The sequence below is a fragment of the Ruminococcus sp. OM06-36AC genome (genome assembly GCF_003438725.1).
In the GTDB taxonomy this organism is placed as follows: Bacteria; Bacillota; Clostridia; order Oscillospirales; family Ruminococcaceae; genus Ruminococcus_C; species Ruminococcus_C callidus.
Window position 1 is genome coordinate 66413 of record NZ_QSTT01000006.1, and the last position, 18484, is coordinate 84896.

Below are 18484 nucleotides of genomic sequence, written 5' to 3' on the forward strand. Positions count from 1 at the left end.
CCTAGTCCAGAATGTCTTTCATGCTGGAGAAGTGGTGTTCCTTGGAAACGATCACCACGGAATCCCCCAGTTCGATGACAGCACTGCCGTCCGGAATGATGATCTCCCGCTTCCGGATAATGGCACAGATCAGGATATTCTTTTTCAGCTGCACGTCTTTCAGCGGTACGCCTACCAGATCGGGGATCCGTTCCTTGACGCGGAACTCGATCGCCTCCACCTGATCGCCTACCAGATGATACAGGGATTCGATCTCGCTGCCGGCGGTGCTCTCCAGTGAACGCACGTAACTCAGCACGTTGCCCATGGTCAGGGACTTGGGGGAAACCACGCAGTCCAGCCCCAGTTCGGAGGACAGGTCGATGTAGTTTTCCCGACTGACTTTTGTGACTACCTTGGCGTTGGTGCTGTCCTTGGCGAACAGGGAGATGATCATATTCTCCTCGTCGATGCCGGTCAGAGCCACAAAGCCGTCCACTTCCAGTACGCCCTCCTCGATCAGCAGATCCTGATCGGTGCCGTCGCCGCAGATGACGATGGCCTTGGGGAGCAGATCGGACAGCTTTTCACAGCGTTCCCGATCTTTTTCGATCAGCTTGACTTTCATGCCCACCGCCAGCAGCTGCTTCGACAGGTAATAGCCCACTCTGCCGCCGCCTACGATCATGACGGTACGCACCTTGTCCTTCATGAAGCCGCTGGCACGGAAGAACCGTTCAATGTTCCGGTGCGAAGCCGCCACGTGAATGCGGTCGCCCTCTTGCAGAGCGAAGTCGCCGGAGGGGATAAACACTTTCTCGTCCCGCTGTACGGCACAGATGAGGAATTTCGTCTTGATCTTTTTGTAGAGTTCCACCAGCGTGATGTTTTCCAGCCACGGGAAGTCCGGCAGCCGGTATTCCACCAGCTCCAGCTTGCCCTTGCCAAAGACCTCCACCTTTGCCGCGGAGGGGAACACCAGTACCCGCATGATCTCGTCTGCGGTGGAAAGTTCCGGATTGATGACCATCGACAGCCCCAGATCTTCCCGAATCAGGTGCATCTGCTGGTAATACTCCGGCATACGCACGCGGGAAATGGTCTTTTTCGTGCCCAGCCGCTTGCCGATCAGGCAGCAGAGAACATTCACTTCGTCATAGGGCGTTGCCGCGATGAGCAGGGTGGCTTTGTCTGCTCCGGCTTCCAGCTGGGTTTCCGCCGTTGCCCCGTTGCCCTCGATGCACATAACGTCCAGTGTGTTCTGGCTCTTTCGCAAGTGGGTTTCATCACAGTCTACCACGGTGATGTCGTGTCCCTCCTGCACCAGCAGGGCAGCCAGATTGCTGCCGATCTTGCCGTTCCCAATAATTACGATTTTCATAGTTGATTCACCTGTTGTTCCACCCGTTATTTTCCCATGAGCCGCCGTGTCCGTGCGGCAAGCTTTTCCCGCCGTGCCTGTGTGGCGGCGGTGTCGGTCTGATAGCTGCCGTCCGGATTCTGCCGGAGAATGTCGCCCTCTCTGGCATCGCCCAGAATCTGGCTGCGGGGGATCTCTGTCATACCGTCGTCGGTTTCGATCACGGCAATGGTTTCTTCGAACCGGTCAATGATCCACATCAGAAGCACCTCACTTTTCAGTTGTCACGGTGAGATTGGAGCCGTCGGACGAAATGGTCACCGTGCCGCTTTCGTCTGTCCGCCAGATCTGTTCGCCGCAGTATTGCTGCAAGCGGGATACCGCCTCGCTGTGGGGGTGTCCGTAGCTGTTGCCTGCTCCGCAGGAGATCACCGCATAGCTGGGCTGTAACTGTGCCAGAAATGCATCTGTGGAGGATTCACGGCTGCCGTGGTGTCCCACTTTCAGCACGTCCGCCTGTATGCCGTCCAGTTCGCCTTTTTCCAGCAGGTCTTTTTCCTCCGGCTTGGACGCGTCACCGGTGAAGAAAAAGCTGGTGTCCCCGCAGGTGAGATAGGCACAGATGGAATAGTCGTTCAGAGAACTGTAGTCCTCGGCGGGAGAAGGTATGATCTCCAGCGAAGCCGTTCCCATGTCAATGGTCATGGAGGTGGCAGGTGTCAGGATCAGTCCGTTGGCTTCGATGCCGTCCAGAAACTTTTCGTATGTACGGGTGGTCGGCACCATGCTGTCCGGCAGCTGGGGGCTCATGGCGTTGCAGATCGTCAGGTCACTGTTCTGTGCTGTGTAGTTTAAAATCGTCGGGAACCCGCCGATGTGATCGGCGTGGGGGTGGGTGCCGATGATCCAGTCCAGCTTGGTGATGCCGTACTGCTGTAAGTCGGCGAGAATGTCGTCTGCGGCACTCTGTTCGCCGGCATCGATGAGCACAGCGGCGGTGTCGGTGACGATCAGTTCGCTGTCGCCCTGTCCCACGTCCAGAAAGTGGACGGTACAGCTTCCGGTGGCAGAGCCGCCGCCGGTTTCGGCTTCCTCACCGCCGAACGCCTGCTGTACGGTGTCGGTGAGATATTGTTCGGCATCGTCCAGTGAACAGCCGCCCAGCAGGGGCAGGGCTGCCGCAGTCAGGATCGCCGCGATTTTTTGGAAGAATGCTTTGGTTTTCGTGGGAATACGCCTCCTTTGGTGTGGGGATTCCGGTTTTTGTCGGCATGGCTGCGTTGGCTGTCGGATCTTTGTTCCGGAGCCACCAGACAGTTCGGCTTGGTGCCGATGAGATCCTGCCGCCCCGCCTGCTTCAGTGCAGACAGCACCAGCTGGCGGTTCTGGGGCAGGTAATATTGCAGCAAAGCCCGCTGCATGGCTTTTTCTTTCGGCGTTTTCGGCACATAGACCGGCTCCATGGTGTAGGGATCCAGTTCCGTGTAATACATGCAGGTGGAGATCGTCCCCGGCGTGGGGTAGAAATCCTGTACCTGTTCCGGATGCATGCCGTTGTCCCGCAGGAACAGGGAAAGCTTTACGGCTTCCTGTAGGGTGCTGCCGGGGTGAGAGGACATGAGATAGGGCACCAGATACTGTTTCTTGCCGATGCTCTTGGTGATCTCATAGAACCGCTTCTGGAACGCTTCGTAGCACTCGATGTGGGGCTTGCCCATTTTGTCCAGCACCACGTTGCTCACATGCTCCGGAGCCACTTTCAGCTGCCCGCTGACGTGCTCCGCCACCAGTTCCTTGAAGAAGGTGTCGTCCTTGTCCGCCATGACATAGTCGAACCGGATACCGGAACGGATAAACACCCGCTTCACCTTGGGGAGTTTCCGCAGCTTCCGGAGAATGCGGAGATACTCGCTGTGATCCACCTGCAACGCCTTGCAGGGTTCCGGAGCAAGACACTTTTTCCCGACGCACATGCCGGATTTCGCCTGCTTTTTGCAGGAGGGCAGCCGGAAGTTTGCCGTCGGGCCGCCGACGTCATGGATATAGCCCTTGAAGTTGGGCATTTCCGTGATCTTTTTCGCTTCTTCCAGAATGGACTCCTCGCTGCGGCAGGTGATGCGGCGGCCCTGATGCAGGGCAATGGAGCAGAAGTTGCAGTAGCCGAAGCAGCCGCGGTTGTGGGCAATGGAGAACTGTACCTCCTCAATGCCCGGCACGCCGCCCTGTGCATCGTACATGGGGTGGGGCTTCCGCTGATAGGGCAGCCGGTATACTGCGTCCAGTTCTTCCTGTGTCAGGCTGACTGCCGGCGGGTTCTGCACCAGCATCTTGTCCCCGTGCCGCTGGAGCACGGTCTTTCCGGTGATCTCGTCCTGCTGGTCGTACTGCTGGCGGGTTGCCTTGGCGTATGCCTTTTTGTCGCGGCAGACCTGTGCATAATCCGGACACTGCACGCCGCCCCACGGGGTGTTTTCCGGTGAGGTGAGATAACAGGTGCCGCGAATGTCCGTGATCTCCTGTATGGGCACGCCCTCTGCCAGCAGCTGTGCCAGTTCGGTGATCTGGTGTTCCCCCATGCCGTACATCAGCAGATCTGCTCCGCTGTCTGCCAGAATGGACGGGCGGACGGTGTCGTCCCAGTAGTCATAGTGGGCGAACCGCCGCAGAGAAGCTTCCAGTCCGCCAATGGCAATGGCGGCATCGGGGTAAGCCTCCCGAATTTTCCGGCAGTAGGTGATGACGGCACGGTCGGGACGAAGCCCGGCCCTGCCGCCGGGGGAGTACATGTCAGTGCTGCGTTTCCGCTTGGCGGAAGTGTAGTGGGCAACCATGGAATCGATGTTGCCGCCGGTCACCAGAAACGCCAGTCTGGGCTTGCCGAATCGGGTGAAGTCTTTTACTGTGTGCCAGTCCGGCTGGGCGAGAACGGCGACGCTGTAGCCCTGCGACTGTAACAGGCGGGTGATAATGGCTGCCCCGAAGCTGGGGTGATCCACGTAGGCATCACCGGTAATATAGACGAAATCCGGCTGGGATACGCCGGTTTCCAGAAGTTCCTGCATGGTGACAGGGAGAAAATTGGTCATGTATTTGCTCCTTATAGATGAGGTTTTTCCGTTTCGGCTTTCTTGAAAAAGGAGGCTATGAAATCGAATACATCAGGAAAAATTTTTACACAGAATGGTGTAACAGCTAAAACTATAGGAATAAGCCTCCCTTGAAAAGGGTGGCTCCCCACGGGGTGGGGAGATGCCCGCAGGGCAGAGGGGACCGCTCAGTACGAGGGGGACCAGCGAAGCTGGTGGAGGGATTCTGGTGCAATCTTTTTCTTGAATTGCAGATTTCGCGGCAAAATCCCTCAGTCAGCCTACGGCTGCCAGCTCCCTTTTCAAGGGAGCCTAATCTATAAAGCTTTAAAAATTACAATATAATATTACGGTGTGGTTTTTTATTGCAGCCGCCGCATTTTCCGTTCGGCAAACTGCTCCTTGGACATCAGCACTCTGCGGGGCTTGGCACCCTCATAGGGGCCGATGATGCCCTTTTCCTCCAGTTCGTCCATGATGCGTGCGGCACGGGCATAGCCCAGCTTCAGCCGCCGCTGGAGGGAGGAGGTGGAGGCCTGTCCGGCTTCTACGACCACTTCAATGGCACGTTCGAAAATGTCCTCGTCGCTGCCCGGTTCCGGCTCGCCGGAATCTTTTCGCTGTTCCTTTGCCTTTCCCTCTGCCTTGGTGACGGGAATGTTCTGTTCTACCTGCTCCATGATCTCGTTGCTGTATTCGCTCTGAGTCTGGGACTTGATAAAGTCCACCACCTTTTCGATCTCCTTGGTGGAGGTGAAACAGCCCTGTACACGCACCGGCTTGATCTTGCCGTTGGGCAGGTACAGCATATCGCCGTGTCCCAGCAGCTTTTCCGCACCGCCGGTGTCCAGAATGGTGCGGGAGTCCACCTGCGACATGACAGACAGGGCGATACGGCTGGGGATATTTGCCTTGATAAGTCCGGTGATGATGTCCGTGGTAGGCCGCTGTGTCGCAATGATGAGGTGCATGCCTGCCGCACGGGCTTTCTGTGCCAGACGGCAGATCGCATCTTCCACTTCCTTGGACGTGGTCATCATCAGGTCGGCAAGCTCGTCGATAATGACTACGATCTGGGGCATAGGCTCCAGCGGACTGTTCGGCTGGGCAGCCGCGGCGTTGTAGTCGCCCAGATCGCGGACGCTGTTTTCGGCGAACAGGTTATACCGCCGCTGCATCTCCTGCACTGCCCAGTTCAACGCTCCGGCAGCCTTTTTCGGGTCGGTGACCACTGGGATCAGCAGGTGGGGAATGCCCTCATAGACGGTGAATTCGACGATCTTCGGGTCGATCAGGATCAGCTTGACTTCCTCCGGTGTGGCATGGTACAGGATACTCATGATAATGGAGTTGGTGCAGACCGACTTACCGGAACCGGTGGCTCCGGCGATAATCATATGGGGCAGCCGTGCAATGTCGCCGATGACGGCGTTGCCGGCAATATCCCGCCCCACGGCAAACGCCAGCTTGCTCTTGGAACTGCGGAAGCTGTCGCTCTCCAGAATCTCCCGCAGGGAAACGGTGTCCTTGTGGCTGTTGGGGACTTCGATGCCGATCGCCGGCTTCCCCGGAATGGGGGCTTCGATGCGGACACCCTGTGCCGCCAGCGACAGGGCAATGTCATCTGCCAGTCCGGTGATCTTGGAAACCTTGATGCCGGCGGCAGGCTGTATCTCATACCGCGTGACGGAAGGACCGCGGAAAATACCGGTAATGCGGACAGTCACGCCAAAGCTTTTCAGCGTGTCCACCAGAATGCCCGCTTTTTCTTTCATCTCCTGATCTACCGCGGGGTCGCCGGCACGGCTGACACCGTTCTGCAAAAAGTCGATGCTGGGGATCTGGTAGGGACGTGCCGGAACCGTCGGTGCTGCCGGAGCAGCCGGTTCTGACGGGTTCTCTGTTTCTGCGGCAGGCTCAGCCAGTTCCGGCGGATCTTGCAGCAGTTCATCCGGTGATACGATCGCGGCGTTGTCCGGCTCGCTGTCCGGAAGGGGAATGTCAATGTCCATGTCATACGCCGGCGTATAGGGGGCATCGTCCTGCGGCTGGGAATAGCTGTTCCGGATCATGTCGTCCAGTTCCGACGGCAGCGGCTGGTCGGCAGCCACAAAGTCCGGAATGTCCGCGTCCAGAGCCGGTTCTGCGGCAGCCGGTTCCGGCTGTGGCTGGACAGTGCCCCTGCGGTGTACCTTTGCAATTTTCGGGGCGTGCTGTTCCGGCAGCAGGAATTCCGGTTCTTCCTCTGCGGCGGCATCTTCGGGAATATCGTCTGCCCATTCCGGATCACGGTTCCACAGTTCCCTGAGTTTCCGGAACGGAAAGCCTATGTACCACCACAGCTGCCGGATACTCAGATCCATCAGCCGCATAATGGTGAGAAAGAGCAGGCAGATGATGATGATCTGTGCTCCGGGCGTGCCGATGATCCGCAGGAACGGATAGGCGAGGAACGCACTGATCGCTCCGCCGCTGGCGAAAGCGTTTTCCGTGCCTGTCACAAACAGATATTTGAGGCAGCGGAAAAAGCCCTTTTTGCCGATGTCGCCCACGAATATGATCTGGAAAAAACTGCTCACCAGCACGGTCAGCCCCAGACTTAGCAGCAGCCGTTTGGTGAGGTTCATGCCGGACTGGCGTTCGGTAAAGTAGGCAGCCGCCATGAGCAGAATCGGCACCAGCAGAATGGAAAAGCCGAAAATGCCGCGGATAATGCAGTGCATGAGATACCAGCCGGCGTTGCCGTGGACGAATGCCAGCAGAAAAAATAAAATGGCACTGGTGAAAAGTACCACTGACTGAAATTTGGTGTTGCCGTTCTGCTGCTGGTTCAGCTTTGCCAGAGCCTCCTCCTTGGAGGTCTGTGCAGCAGAAGTGCCGGCAGTCTTTTTCTTGGCTGCCGGCTTCTTTTTCGCTGCGGGTTTTGAAGTCTTCTTTTTCGAAGACGCAGATTTTTTTGCCAATGTTACGCCTTTCTGAAAAGAACTGCAAGCCGGAAATTCGCCTGATATTACCTCAGGCTTTTGCGTTTTCGGACGGTCGCAGTTCCTGTGTTTCTATCCGATGATAGAGTGCATCAATGGCATCGCGGAGGGAACCCAGCCGGTCGATCAGCCCGCATTCCACCGCTTCTGCACCGGAGATGACCGTTCCCATATCGGTTGCCATTTCCTGTGTGTTCAGCATCATGTTTTCCAGCCGAGCCTTGGAGATGCGGCTGTGGCTGGTGATGAAGCCTGTGATACGCTCTTGAATTTTTGAAAAGTAAATGGTTGTCTGCGGCACGCCCAGCACCAGTCCGCTGGTACGGACAGGGTGCACAGTCATAGAGGCAGAGGGCACGATGAGGGAAACGTCTGCACTGACGGCGAGAGGGATCCCGATGGAGTGACCGCCGCCCACCACCAGTGAAACCGTGGGGGTCTGCATGCCGGCGATGACTTCCGCAATGGCAAGCCCCGCTTCCACATCGCCGCCCATGGTGTTGAGCAGGATCAGCAGCCCTTCAATGCTGCGGTCCTGTTCGATCGCCACCAGTGCCGGCAGGACGTGTTCGTATTTGGTAGTCTTGGTGTCCTCCGGCAGCACGTTGTGTCCCTCCACCTGACCGATGATGTTCAGGCAGTGGATCAGGTGCTTGGCGTTGGGTGTCCGGACGCTGCCGGTTTCTTCGATCAGCTGTGCCTGATCCAGCTGTTCTTTTGCGGGGGACATGCTGTCAGATGGTGTCGTGTTAGCCATAGTGCTGCTCCTTTGGGTAAAGGAAACACTGAATAAAGCTTGTGCGTGAAAAGCCGTCAGGCGGGCTTTATTCAGTGTTTCCTAAAATATCGGAAACGTTTTTCAGTGCGTCCTTAGTTTGCCCAGAGAAGCAGCAGTTATGCAGACAACAGACAGGGACTTCTGCAAGATGTTCCTGTACACCTATATTATAGCAGATTTTGTGGAAAAGTCAAGGCGGGGGAGGAACCGCCGTTAGGCGGTGGAGGGGTTCTTTCGTGAATTTTTTTCTTGGTGTAAAAGAGTTACGAGATAACCCTTCAGTCAAGCCTGCGGCTTGCCAGCTCCCCTTTCAGGGGAGCCTATAGCTACCGATTCAGCACAAGGCACGCCCTACGGGTGCCCTTTCAGGGGAGTCTAATTATTAAAGATTTTAGAGCTTACTTCTGCGGCTTCTGCTTCTTGTGTTCGGGGCGTTTTTTCTTCTTTTTCCGGACGGAATCCCCGAAGTTCCCCAGCTTTCTGCCCAGAGCGAAGTATTCGCCGTGGGCGTATGCCATCAGACCGCACTGCTGGAGATTCAGTTTGCCCTTGCTGTCGAGGTACTGTTCCTCGACGTTGATACCGGTGATCTCCGCTTCGAATACCGTATGGGTGCCCAGTTCCTTGGTGGCGGTGACGCGGCATTCCAGACTGACGGGGCACTCTGCGATCAGGGGAGCCTTAACGGTCTGTGCCGGCTCCGGTGTCAGGTGGCACTGGGCGAACTTGTCCACGTCCCTGCCGCTGCGGACACCGCAGAAGTCGGTGGCTTTCATCATGGCAGAGGTGGGGAGATTGATGACGAATTCGCCGGATTCCCGAATCAGATCATAGGAATAGCGGGAGGGACGAACGGAAATATATGTCATGGGCGGGTGCGTTGCCAGCACGCCTGTCCATGCAATGGTCAGCACGTTGGGATGTTCCATGGTGCCGCAGGTGACCAGCGTGGGCGGAACGGGTGCCAGCAGGACGCTGCCTTTCCAGTGTTGTTTTGCCATAAGTATCTGCTCCTTGCTTTCGGTTATAATAGGCTATTGTATCACGGAGCGGGCGGTGTGTCAAGTGCCGGCGGGAATATAGCACGGAAATCAATTTTCATGATAGCCTCCCCTGAAAGGGGAGGGGGACCGCCGTTAGGCGGTGGAGGGGGTCTTTTGTAAAATCCTTTTATGGCGTTTCCGGCATAAGTGGAAACCCCTCAGTCAGTGCTATGCACTGCCAGCTCCCCTTTCAGGGGAGCCTTCCTTGTCAAACTTCATAATTTGGCACAATTTAAATCAACATATTTTTGAAAATTGATTTCCGTGGGAATATTTGGGCAATACCCCTCGTTGACATCTTCTGCAAAACCTTGTATAATACAGGTAGCATTTGAACAGCACCGTCTGATGCCGTGCTGTCTGAAAAAACAACGAGGTGGAATTCATATGATACATTGTGCAGCCATTTTTACAGACCACATGCTGCTCCAGCGGGGCAAGCCCATTGCCGTTTTCGGGACGGGCACCGCAGGGGAGCCGGTGACCGTTTCCATTCCCCAGCGGCACTGTACCGTTTCTTCTGCGGTGCGGCAGGACGGAACATGGCGGGTGACGCTGCCGCCGATGCCTGCGGGCACGGGCTGTACCCTGACGGTAAACGAACGGGAATTTTCCGACGTGGCATTCGGGGAAGTCTGGCTTGCCGGCGGACAGTCCAACATGGAATTTATGCTGAAAGATGCCAGGAACGGAACGGCGGAACTGGAACAGTGCCGGAACTCCAACGTGCGGTATTTTCAGGTGCCGCGGAATACGTTTGCAGACGATGCCTACACTGCTGCATGGAACGCTGCCCGCTGGGAACTGCCGGATCCGGAAACCAGCGGTACATGGTCTGCGGCGGCGTATCTGGCGGCGAAGGAACTGGCACAGACACAGGGCGTTCCTGTGGGGATTATCGGCTGCAACTACGGCGGCTCATCGGTCAGCTGCTGGCTGCCGGAATCCGATCTACAGGCACACACTGCCGGTCACCCCTATTTGCAGGACTACGCCGATGCCGCTGCCGGAAAGACGGACGAGGAAATGATCGTCGAGTATGACGAATACGTGGCATATCATACCGCATGGGAGAGCCGCATGCAGAAGTGCTATCAGGAGGACAGCAACATGCCGTGGGACGAGATCATTCGCCGCTGCGGGGAAAACCGTTACCCTGGGCCGCTGGGCATCAAGAGCCCCTACCGTCCTGCCGGCATGTATCACACCATGCTGCAAAGGGTAGTGCCCTATACCATTCGGGGATTTTTCTATTATCAGGGCGAAAACGACGAGATCCGACCGGATACTTATGGTACACTGCTGACAATGCTGATCGCTCGCTGGCGGCAGGATTTTGAAGATGCCCGGCTGCCGTTCATTCTGGTGCAGCTGCCCATGCACACCTATGCGGACACGCCGGAAAACGGGGCGTGGAGCCGGCTGCGGGAGGCACAGATGCAGGTATACCAGACGGTAAAGCATACCGGCATTGCCGTGATTCTGGACTGCGGCGAATACTGCAACATTCACCCTGTAGACAAGCACCCTGTGGGACACCGGCTGGCGTTGCAGGCTCGGCAGCTGGTCTACGGGGAACGGGAACTGGAGGCGTTCGGACCGATCTTCCGCAGCTTCGTTGTGGAGGGCAGTACGCTGACGGTGTTCTTTTCCCATGCGGCACAGGGCATGGAGTGGCACGGGGAACCCTGCGGCTTCCAGATCGCCGGTGCAGACGGGGTGTATCACGATGCCAGAGCAGTGCTGGACGGCGACACGGTGCGGCTGACGGCGGCAGAAGTGCCGGCTCCTGCTGCGGCACGGTACAACTGGGTGAACTACGGTGCAGTTACGCTGTTCGGGAAAAACGGGATTCCGGCGGCACCGTTCCGGACGGAAGCTTCTCCGCTGCCGCTGACGGCAGTTTGTGAATAAAGGCAATACTGCTTTTTGTTTCATCTGACGAAAAATTTGACGACGCATCTGTCGCACAAGCTTTGTGCGGTATTGCCTAAAATAAAACACTGTTCAAGCGTTCTCCACCAGATTCCACAATAGGGGACAGACTGGAAAAACCGGACGTTTTCCACAGTTTCCACAGAGTTTTCCACAGAAATTCCTGTCGGAACGGGGGACTTTGTGGAAAAACAGGTTTGTTCTGTTTGAGTGGTTTACAATGTGCACATACTTCCTGTGAAATCATTCGGCAGTACCGGCATGTACCGGCTGCCGCAGGAGGAATGGCTATGGTAAAAGGCGTACAGAAAAAAATCATCGAAGTGAACCGTCCGGACAGTCTGTATTTTGAACGTGCGGTGTTCTATCTCAAGCCCGGCGTGACCAAGCTGCCCCAGCAGCTTTCGCAGGCGGACGCGGACGCACTGCTGCGGGAAGCGGCACCGGAACGGGCAGAAAAACGCTTCTGGCTTCGGACGCTCCTGCTGGTGCTGCTGAGCTGTCTGGGCACGGCGGCGGTTTGTTTGCTGGTGCTGTAGTGGGAGATGGTGATTGTTGAAAGTGTCCCTGTAATGTAAAAAGCTTTTCTGAGAGATTCTTTTGTAGAGCCTGATGCGTGAGGGAAAAGATTCCACGGAAGAACCCCTCCACCAGCTTCGCTGGTCCCCCTCGTACTGAGCGGTCCCCTCTGCCCTGCGGGCATCTCCCCACCCCGTGGGGAGTCACCCCTTTCAGGGGAGGCTAGGGCACCCGAAGGGCGTGCCTTGTGTTGAATCGGTAGCTTATAGGCTCCCCTGAAAGGGGAGCTGGCACCGCAGGTGACTGAGGGGTTCCTGTGCAATCTTTCTTGTCAATTTTCCCTCTCACACGAAAAACCTTGTATTTTCTCCGGAGATATGTTATAATGGATAGCATCGTAAAAAAACAGACAGTGTCCTGCAACGGGCGTGGGGAAATGCCATGCCGCAGGAGATACGGAGGAATATATGAGCCAGAGAAAACCACAGCCCCGCCGGCAGAAGCCTGCGGAAATGCCGGAAACGGAAAACGACCGGATCGCCGGCAGAAATCCCGTTATGGAAGCACTCCGCAGCGGTGCCAGGATCGACATGCTCTATGTGGGGCAGGAAAGCGGCGGCTTGCAGGAGATCATCAGCCTTGCCAAGGAGCAGGGCATTCCCGTAAAGGTTGTGACAGAGTCCAAGCTGACCCAGCTGACCGGCGGGGCAGTGCATCAGGGCGTTGCGGCGGAGGGTGCCTGCGGCACATACGTTTCGCTGGAAGAACTGCTGGAGCGTGCTGCTGAAAAGGGCGAACCGCCGCTGCTGGTGCTGTGTGACGGGATTCAGGATCCTCACAATCTGGGTGCCATTATCCGGACGGCAGAAGCTGCCGGTGCACACGGCGTAATTATTCCCAAGCGGCGGAGTGCGTCCCTGACGCTGACCGTGGGCAAGACCTCTGCGGGAGCCGCAAGCTGGCTGCCGGTGGCACGGGTGCCCAATCTGGCTTCCGCTATGGAGATCCTCAAGAAAAACAATGTCTGGATCTACGGCACCGATGCCGCAGGCACCAGCTATACCGATGCGGACTTCACCGGCGGCACGGCGTTTGTCATCGGCTCGGAGGGCTTCGGCATGAGCCGTCTGGTTGGGGAAAAGTGCGATGCCATGCTGAGCCTGCCCATGCGTGGAAAGGTCAACTCGCTGAACGCTTCCGTGGCAGCGGGCATCTTCCTGTATGAGGCAGTGCGGCAGCGGCTGGCGAAGTGACGGACGGGGAGGGTGCCGTGGGTGACTGAGGGGTTATCTCGTAAGTCTTTTTCATTAAGCAAAAGATTTCACCGGAACCCCTCCACCAGCTTCGCTGGTTCCCCTCCCCTAAAGGGGAGGCTATTTCAGGCTTCTCTATAGGGACGTGCATGCGTTAAACCGGTAGCTTATAGGCTCCCTTGAAAAGGGAGCTGGCAGCCGCAGGCTGACTGAGGGATTTCTTCCGTGAAATCTAACACATCAAGCAGAAGATTCCACCGGAACCCCTCCACCAGCTTCGCTGGTCCCCCTCCCCTTTCAGGGGAGGCTTATTTCAGACTTCTCTATAGGGACGTGCCTGTGCTGAATCGGTAGCTATAGGCTTCCCTTTAGGGGAGCTGGCAAGCCGTAGGCTTGACTGAGGGGTGCTTCTGTAAAACCTGATATATCAAGCAAAAGATTTCACATGAGAACCCCTTCACCCCTTCAGGGGAGGCTTGTTTCAGGCAGTTTTAGGGCATCGGCGGCAACAATCATTTTCGGAGAATCACTTCTCAAGGCAATACTGCACAAAGAGCGTCTGGCGACTTTGCACGCCATCTGCTTGCAAATTTCCCGTCATATTTCACAAAAATGCTCGTGAATACATCAAGTATTCACTCCGCTTTTTGTTTCATCTGACGAAAAATTTAACGACGCATCTGTCGCACAATCTTTGTGCGGTATTGCCTCAAATTTTCACAGGAGTGTATTATGGCAGACCATAAATTTACATTAGAAGAAATCTTAAACGAATACAGTGCGGACGGCAAACGCTCCGGAATCCGGCACACCTCGGAACAGCCCCTGTCCCGCGGGACACTGGAAACCGAAAAGCTGGTGAATGCGGCAACGTCTGAGCGTCCGCTTTCGCGGGAACGTGCCGGCTATGACACGGTTGTCCCGCCGCCGGAGAATGCGGAAGAACTGGTGGACATCAAGTCTACGATCTCCCACATCAAAGCCAGCAAAGCGGCACAGGCAGCACAGGAAGCAGATGCGGCACCGGTGCTGCGGGAACGCTTTCCCACCCAGCATCTTCGGCGGGAAAACGTGTCCTTTGTCAACGCCGCCGGTGCCGGACGGTATCAGGCTTCTTACACCGAAACCGGCGACAGCGGCTATGACGGTGCAGTCAAGCTGATGGAAGAAGATGCCGCCGCACCCCAGCGGCACCGCCCCAATGTGCGGCAGATGGAAGATTCCACCCGTGCACGGGAAAAGAAAAAGAAACGCCGCCGGAATGTGCCGGACAGTGCCTACCTCAAGGAATCCGTCACCGGTGAATTCCAGCGGGCAGAGCCGGTGGGAACGGATGAAGAACCGCCGGTTTCGCGGCGGCACTGGGAGGAAGAACAGGACTATTACTATCAGGGCAGCCAGCAGACCAGCCGGTTTCGCCCTGTCCGCCAGCGGGTGCGGAGCCACACCTTTGGGGCAGATGCGGAAAAGCGGCAGCCCGACAATTTGGAACTGGTGAAGAAAACGCTGGAAAATCTCCGGAATGTGGTATTTTTCCGGTTTATCGCCGTGCTGGTGCTGACTGTGGCAGGGGCGGTGCTGGCGTGCACGGAAGTGCTGGGGAACGGTGCCTTTACGGCACTGGTCACCCCCCGCGGCTACGGTATCATTCAACTGGCACTGGGACTGCTGGGGCTGGGCGTGATGTTCCCCACCGTGAAAAACGGGCTGTGGAACCTGCTCCGGTTTCATGCGGACAGTGACAGCATGGCAGTGCTGCCGCTGGTGCCGGCGTTGCTGGGGGCAGTGTGCGTGGTGATCTCGCCGGACGTGCTGGCAATGGACACGGTGCACCTCTATGTGCCCTGTGCTCTGCTGGCTCTGTTCTGCAATATCATCGGGCGGCTGCTGATGGTACGCCGTGCTCTGCGGAACGTGAACGTCATTTCCCGCGAGGGACAAAAGCGTGTGCTCTCCTATGTTTCGCAGGAGGAAACTGCGGAACTGCTCACACGGGGCGTGCTCCACGATATTCCCATTGTGACGGCAGTGCGGAAAGCGGACGGCCTGTGCGACATTCTCCGGTACTCCTATTCCACGGATATGGCGGACGGGCTGTGCCGGACAATGACGCCGATCTGCGGCATTGTCACCCTGCTGATCGCCGTGGGCATGACCTTGATCCGCATGGGAACGGCGGTCGGCATGCCGTGGATCAGCTTCCTGTGTTCCATGCTGGCACTGCTCCAGACGGCAAGCTGCTGCACTGCCAGTGCACTGGTGGTCAATCTGCCGCTGGAACGGGAGTCCCGCAGGGCGGCGGCTTCCAACAGTGCCATGCTGGGCTATCAGAGCGTGGACGACTTTTTCGACACCAACGCCCTGCTGGTAGAGGCGAACGACCTGTTCCCCAAGGGCTCGGTACAGATCGAGGGCATGAAGGTCTTTTCCGGTGCCAAGGTAGACGATGTGCTGCTGGACGCAGCCAGTCTGGTGCACCACGGCGACAGCATGTTACAGGGTGCCTTTGCGGAGATGATCCCCGATGTGGAAACGCTTCTGCCGGTGGACGAGTTCGTCTGCGAGGACGGACAGGGCTTCTGCGGCTGGATCGCCAATCAGCGGGTGCTGTTCGGCAGCCGTGAAATGATGGCGAACCACAACATCGAAGGGCTGCCTACCAAGACCAGAGAAGCCGAACTGGCGGAGGGCAACGGCGATGTGCTGTATCTGTCAGTCAGCGGCATGCTGGCGGCACTGTTCTCCATTCGCATTACGGCAGACCCCCATGTCAAACGGCAGATGCAGGCACTGCGGCAGGAGCGTGTGGCACTGATCCTGCGGAGCGTGGACTGTTCCGTTTCGCTGCGGCGGCTCTCTGCTCTGTTTGACTTTCCGGAGTCCTATCTGAAAATTATCCCCACCTCGATGCACCACCTGTTCCAGCGGGAAACCGGTGGTCTTGGCTGTGTCAGTGCTTCCATGACCGTAGGGGACAGCGGCTTCGGTGCCGGTGCACTTCTGCTGGGAGCAAGACGGGTACGCCGTGCCGCAGTGATCGGCGTGATCCTGCTGGTAGTGGCAGGACTGCTGGGGCTGTCGCTGGCGATGATCCACGTGGTGACCGGTGCCTATGAGAAGATGACGGCATACTTTTTCCTGATCTATCACGTGATCCTCACTGTTGTCACAGCTTTGGCTGTGCGGCTGCGGTAGGTGAGAGCGAAAAGTTTTATGAGATAAGAGGAGCCTGAGTAAAGCCTCCTCTGAAAGGAGAGGGGGACCAGCGTAGCTGGTGGAGGGGTTCTTCTGTGGAATCTTTTGCTTGTTGTGTGAGGCTTCACGGAAATACCCCTCAGTCACCTGCGGTGACAGCTCCCCTAAAGGGGAGCCTAAATGTAAAAGAGCCTCCCCTTTAGGGGAGGGGAACCGTCGCAGACGGTGGAGGGGTTCTTCTGTGGAATCTTTTGCTTAATGTAAAAGATTTACGAGATAACCTCTCAGTCAAGTCTGCGGCTTGCCAGCTCAGCACAAGGCACGCCCTTCGGGTGCCCTTTCAGGGGAGCTTTCCCCGCAGTATCATTCACTCGCAGATTTTCGCAAGCAGAAATCCCGCGGATGGCAACGGGCAACTGTTGCCGCCATTTCCACTGGGCGACGGGCTGACCGCCGCAAGGAGTTGATTATTATGGAACGCAATCATAAACATCAGGACAATACCGACGGCGAAGAAACCATGTTCTTCCGTGCCGCTGAATCCGGCGGTTCGACCGACCAGTATGACACCCAACAGCTGAACGCCCAGCAGGTTCGCCGTCAAGCCCAGAACGGCTACGGCCAGCAGGGATACTCCCAGAATGGCTACGGCCAGCAGGGGTATCCCCAGAACGGCTACGGGCAGCAGGGATACCCCCAGAATGGCTACGGCCAGCAGGGATACCCCCAGAACGGCTACGGCCAGCAGGGATACCCCCAGAATGGCTACGGCCAGCAGGAATACCCCCAGAACGGCTACGGGCAGCAGGGGTACTCCCAGAACGGCTACGGCCAGCAGGGGTACTCCCAGAACGGTTACCGGCAGCCGCAGGGCGGCGGATATGCTTCGCACACCGGCGGACAGCCGCAGGGGTATCGCCAGCCGGCACGGCAGCCCCAGCAGAATGTCTACCGCCAGCAGCCGCGGCAAAGTGCTCCCCGACAGGGACAGAGTGCCCCGCGGCAGAGCCAGCCCAGACCGGCACAGCAGCCTCGTCCCAGTGCACCGCCGCGGCAGGAACCGCCCCGCAGACAAAGTGCACCGCCGCAGAGTGCTCCCCGTCAGCAAACGGCTCCCCGACAGGAGAACAGCCGCCGTCCGACTGTGCACCGCCGCCGGAAAGGCTCGTTTCTGGGCAGGCTGTTTCGGGTGCTGCTGACGATCGTGGTGGCGGTGTTCCTCCTGTACTCGGCAGTTGCCATGATCGGCATTCTGGGCATGAATCGGGTGAGCACCGGCGACCGCGGCGTGACCAGCGGCAGCATGGACGCTGCCTATGTGAAAAGCGTGCTGGTGATCGGCACGGACACCCGTGACCCCAACGAGGAACGGGGGCGTTCGGACTCTATGATTCTGGTGTCCCTGAACTCCCGCACCAATCAGATCTATATGACTTCCTTTATGCGTGATGCCTATGTGGATATTCCGGGATACGGCAGCGACAAACTGAACGCGGCGTATTCCTACGGCGGGCCGGAACTGCTGATGGACACGCTGGAGGAGAATTTCGACGTACATATTGACGATTATGTGATGATTACTTTTGCCGCGTGTGCCGCCATGATCGATGCGGTGGGCGGCGTGGAACTGGAGATCTCCGACCGTGAGGCGGAGGCAGTCAACGAGATCCTCATCAGTGAAGTCAATGAAATCATGGGCGACGATCGGGAGGACGACCTGCTGGACGGCGGCGGCAAGCTGACGCTGGACGGCAAGCAGGCTCTCTCCTACAGCCGTATCCGCTATGTGGGCAACGCCGACTTTGAGCGTACCGAACGGCAGCGGACAGTGATGAGCCAGGTCATGAGCAAGGTCAAGAGCAACCCGTTTCGGCTGCTCCCCGTGTGCATGGGAGCACTGCCGAAGATGACGACCAACATGTCGGTGCCGGGGCTGTACGGCTATGCCCTTACTACGCCGTTCAAGCTGGCGACCTATGACATGCAGCAGCAGCGTGTGCCGGCAGACGGCACGTTTCAGGGGGCAGATGTCGGCGGGCAGTCGGTGCTGGAGATCGACCTCGATGCCGCCAAGCAGCAGCTGCAAAGCACGGTGTTTGCAGAGAAATAATGCAACGGCAATACCGCACAAAGATTGTGCGACAGATGCGTCGTCAAATTTTTCGTCAGATGAAACAAAAAGCGGAGTGAATACTGGATGTATTCACGAGCATTTTTGTGAAATATGACGGGAAATTTGCAAGCAGATGGCGTGCAAAGTCGCCAGACGCTCTTTGTGCGGTATTGCCGCAAAGGCAGTCACGCACCTGTGGAGGTGTGCGGCTGCTTTTTTTGTGTGTGGATTCTTTCCTT

General features: G+C 57.3%; 12 protein-coding genes. 5 read left to right on the top strand and 7 right to left on the bottom strand.

Translation table 11 applies throughout. The annotated features are described in order from the left end of the window. Position 1 precedes the first annotated feature (1 nt). From trkA to DXB92_RS06725, 7 genes are all read right to left on the bottom strand, one after another. Positions 2-1360 carry a Trk system potassium transporter TrkA gene (trkA, locus tag DXB92_RS06695; RefSeq protein WP_117733276.1) on the bottom strand — a complete coding sequence of 453 codons (1359 nt, stop codon included), beginning with the start codon at positions 1358-1360 and terminating at the stop codon, positions 2-4. A gap of 26 nt (positions 1361-1386) precedes the next feature. Beyond that, on the bottom strand, positions 1387-1599 hold the full coding sequence (locus DXB92_RS06700; protein WP_021680303.1) for a DUF3006 domain-containing protein: 213 nt from the start codon (positions 1597-1599) through the stop codon (positions 1387-1389). Positions 1600-1609: 10 nt separating this feature from the next. Beyond that, complete coding sequence (locus DXB92_RS06705; protein WP_181976944.1) at positions 1610-2374, bottom strand: ComEC/Rec2 family competence protein; 765 nt, start codon at positions 2372-2374, stop codon at positions 1610-1612. A gap of 149 nt (positions 2375-2523) precedes the next feature. Next, positions 2524-4425, bottom strand: coding sequence for a YgiQ family radical SAM protein (locus DXB92_RS06710; RefSeq protein WP_117733278.1), 1902 nt, complete (start codon positions 4423-4425; stop codon positions 2524-2526). A gap of 362 nt (positions 4426-4787) precedes the next feature. Continuing rightward, entirely contained in the window at positions 4788-7388 is a 2601-nt protein-coding gene (locus DXB92_RS06715) for a DNA translocase FtsK (RefSeq protein WP_242986612.1), read from the bottom strand. A gap of 52 nt (positions 7389-7440) precedes the next feature. Continuing rightward, entirely contained in the window at positions 7441-8166 is a 726-nt protein-coding gene (locus DXB92_RS06720) for an ATP-dependent Clp protease proteolytic subunit (protein ID WP_117733279.1), read from the bottom strand. Positions 8167-8585: 419 nt separating this feature from the next. After that, positions 8586-9188, bottom strand: coding sequence for a flavin reductase family protein (locus DXB92_RS06725; RefSeq protein WP_117733280.1), 603 nt, complete (start codon positions 9186-9188; stop codon positions 8586-8588). Positions 9189-9617: 429 nt separating this feature from the next. Between DXB92_RS06725 and DXB92_RS06730 the strand changes: the two genes are divergently transcribed. The 5 genes from DXB92_RS06730 (at position 9618) to DXB92_RS06755 (ending at position 18242) form a co-directional block, all read left to right on the top strand. Continuing rightward, the gene (locus tag DXB92_RS06730; RefSeq protein WP_181976945.1) at positions 9618-11144 is read left to right on the top strand and encodes a sialate O-acetylesterase; all 1527 of its coding nucleotides are present in this window, start codon (positions 9618-9620) and stop codon (positions 11142-11144) included. Positions 11145-11455: 311 nt separating this feature from the next. Next, the gene (locus tag DXB92_RS06735; protein WP_040646252.1) at positions 11456-11704 is read left to right on the top strand and encodes a hypothetical protein; all 249 of its coding nucleotides are present in this window, start codon (positions 11456-11458) and stop codon (positions 11702-11704) included. Between the two features lie 492 nt (positions 11705-12196). After that, on the top strand, positions 12197-12937 hold the full coding sequence (rlmB, locus tag DXB92_RS06740) for a 23S rRNA (guanosine(2251)-2'-O)-methyltransferase RlmB (RefSeq protein ID WP_040646279.1): 741 nt from the start codon (positions 12197-12199) through the stop codon (positions 12935-12937). A gap of 732 nt (positions 12938-13669) precedes the next feature. After that, complete coding sequence (locus DXB92_RS06750; protein WP_117733283.1) at positions 13670-16132, top strand: hypothetical protein; 2463 nt, start codon at positions 13670-13672, stop codon at positions 16130-16132. A 472-nt stretch (positions 16133-16604) separates the two neighbouring features. Further along, a complete protein-coding gene (locus DXB92_RS06755) occupies positions 16605-18242 on the top strand; it encodes an LCP family protein (RefSeq protein WP_117733284.1) in 1638 nt (545 codons plus the stop codon). The last annotated feature ends 242 nt before the right edge of the window (positions 18243-18484 follow it).

Bases quoted from the DNA above. Each gene is read 5' to 3' on its own strand.
- trkA (WP_117733276.1), bottom strand. From the start codon at position 1,360: ATGAAAATCGTAATTATTGGGAACGGCAAGATCGGCAGCAATCTGGCT.
- DXB92_RS06700 (WP_021680303.1), bottom strand. From the start codon at position 1,599: ATGTGGATCATTGACCGGTTCGAAGAAACCATTGCCGTGATCGAAACC.
- DXB92_RS06710 (WP_117733278.1), bottom strand. From the start codon at position 4,425: ATGACCAATTTTCTCCCTGTCACCATGCAGGAACTTCTGGAAACCGGC.
- DXB92_RS06720 (WP_117733279.1), bottom strand. From the start codon at position 8,166: ATGGCTAACACGACACCATCTGACAGCATGTCCCCCGCAAAAGAACAG.
- DXB92_RS06725 (WP_117733280.1), bottom strand. From the start codon at position 9,188: ATGGCAAAACAACACTGGAAAGGCAGCGTCCTGCTGGCACCCGTTCCG.
- DXB92_RS06730 (WP_181976945.1), top strand. From the start codon at position 9,618: ATGATACATTGTGCAGCCATTTTTACAGACCACATGCTGCTCCAGCGG.
- DXB92_RS06735 (WP_040646252.1), top strand. From the start codon at position 11,456: ATGGTAAAAGGCGTACAGAAAAAAATCATCGAAGTGAACCGTCCGGAC.
- rlmB (WP_040646279.1), top strand. From the start codon at position 12,197: ATGCCGGAAACGGAAAACGACCGGATCGCCGGCAGAAATCCCGTTATG.
- DXB92_RS06750 (WP_117733283.1), top strand. From the start codon at position 13,670: ATGGCAGACCATAAATTTACATTAGAAGAAATCTTAAACGAATACAGT.
- DXB92_RS06755 (WP_117733284.1), top strand. From the start codon at position 16,605: ATGGAACGCAATCATAAACATCAGGACAATACCGACGGCGAAGAAACC.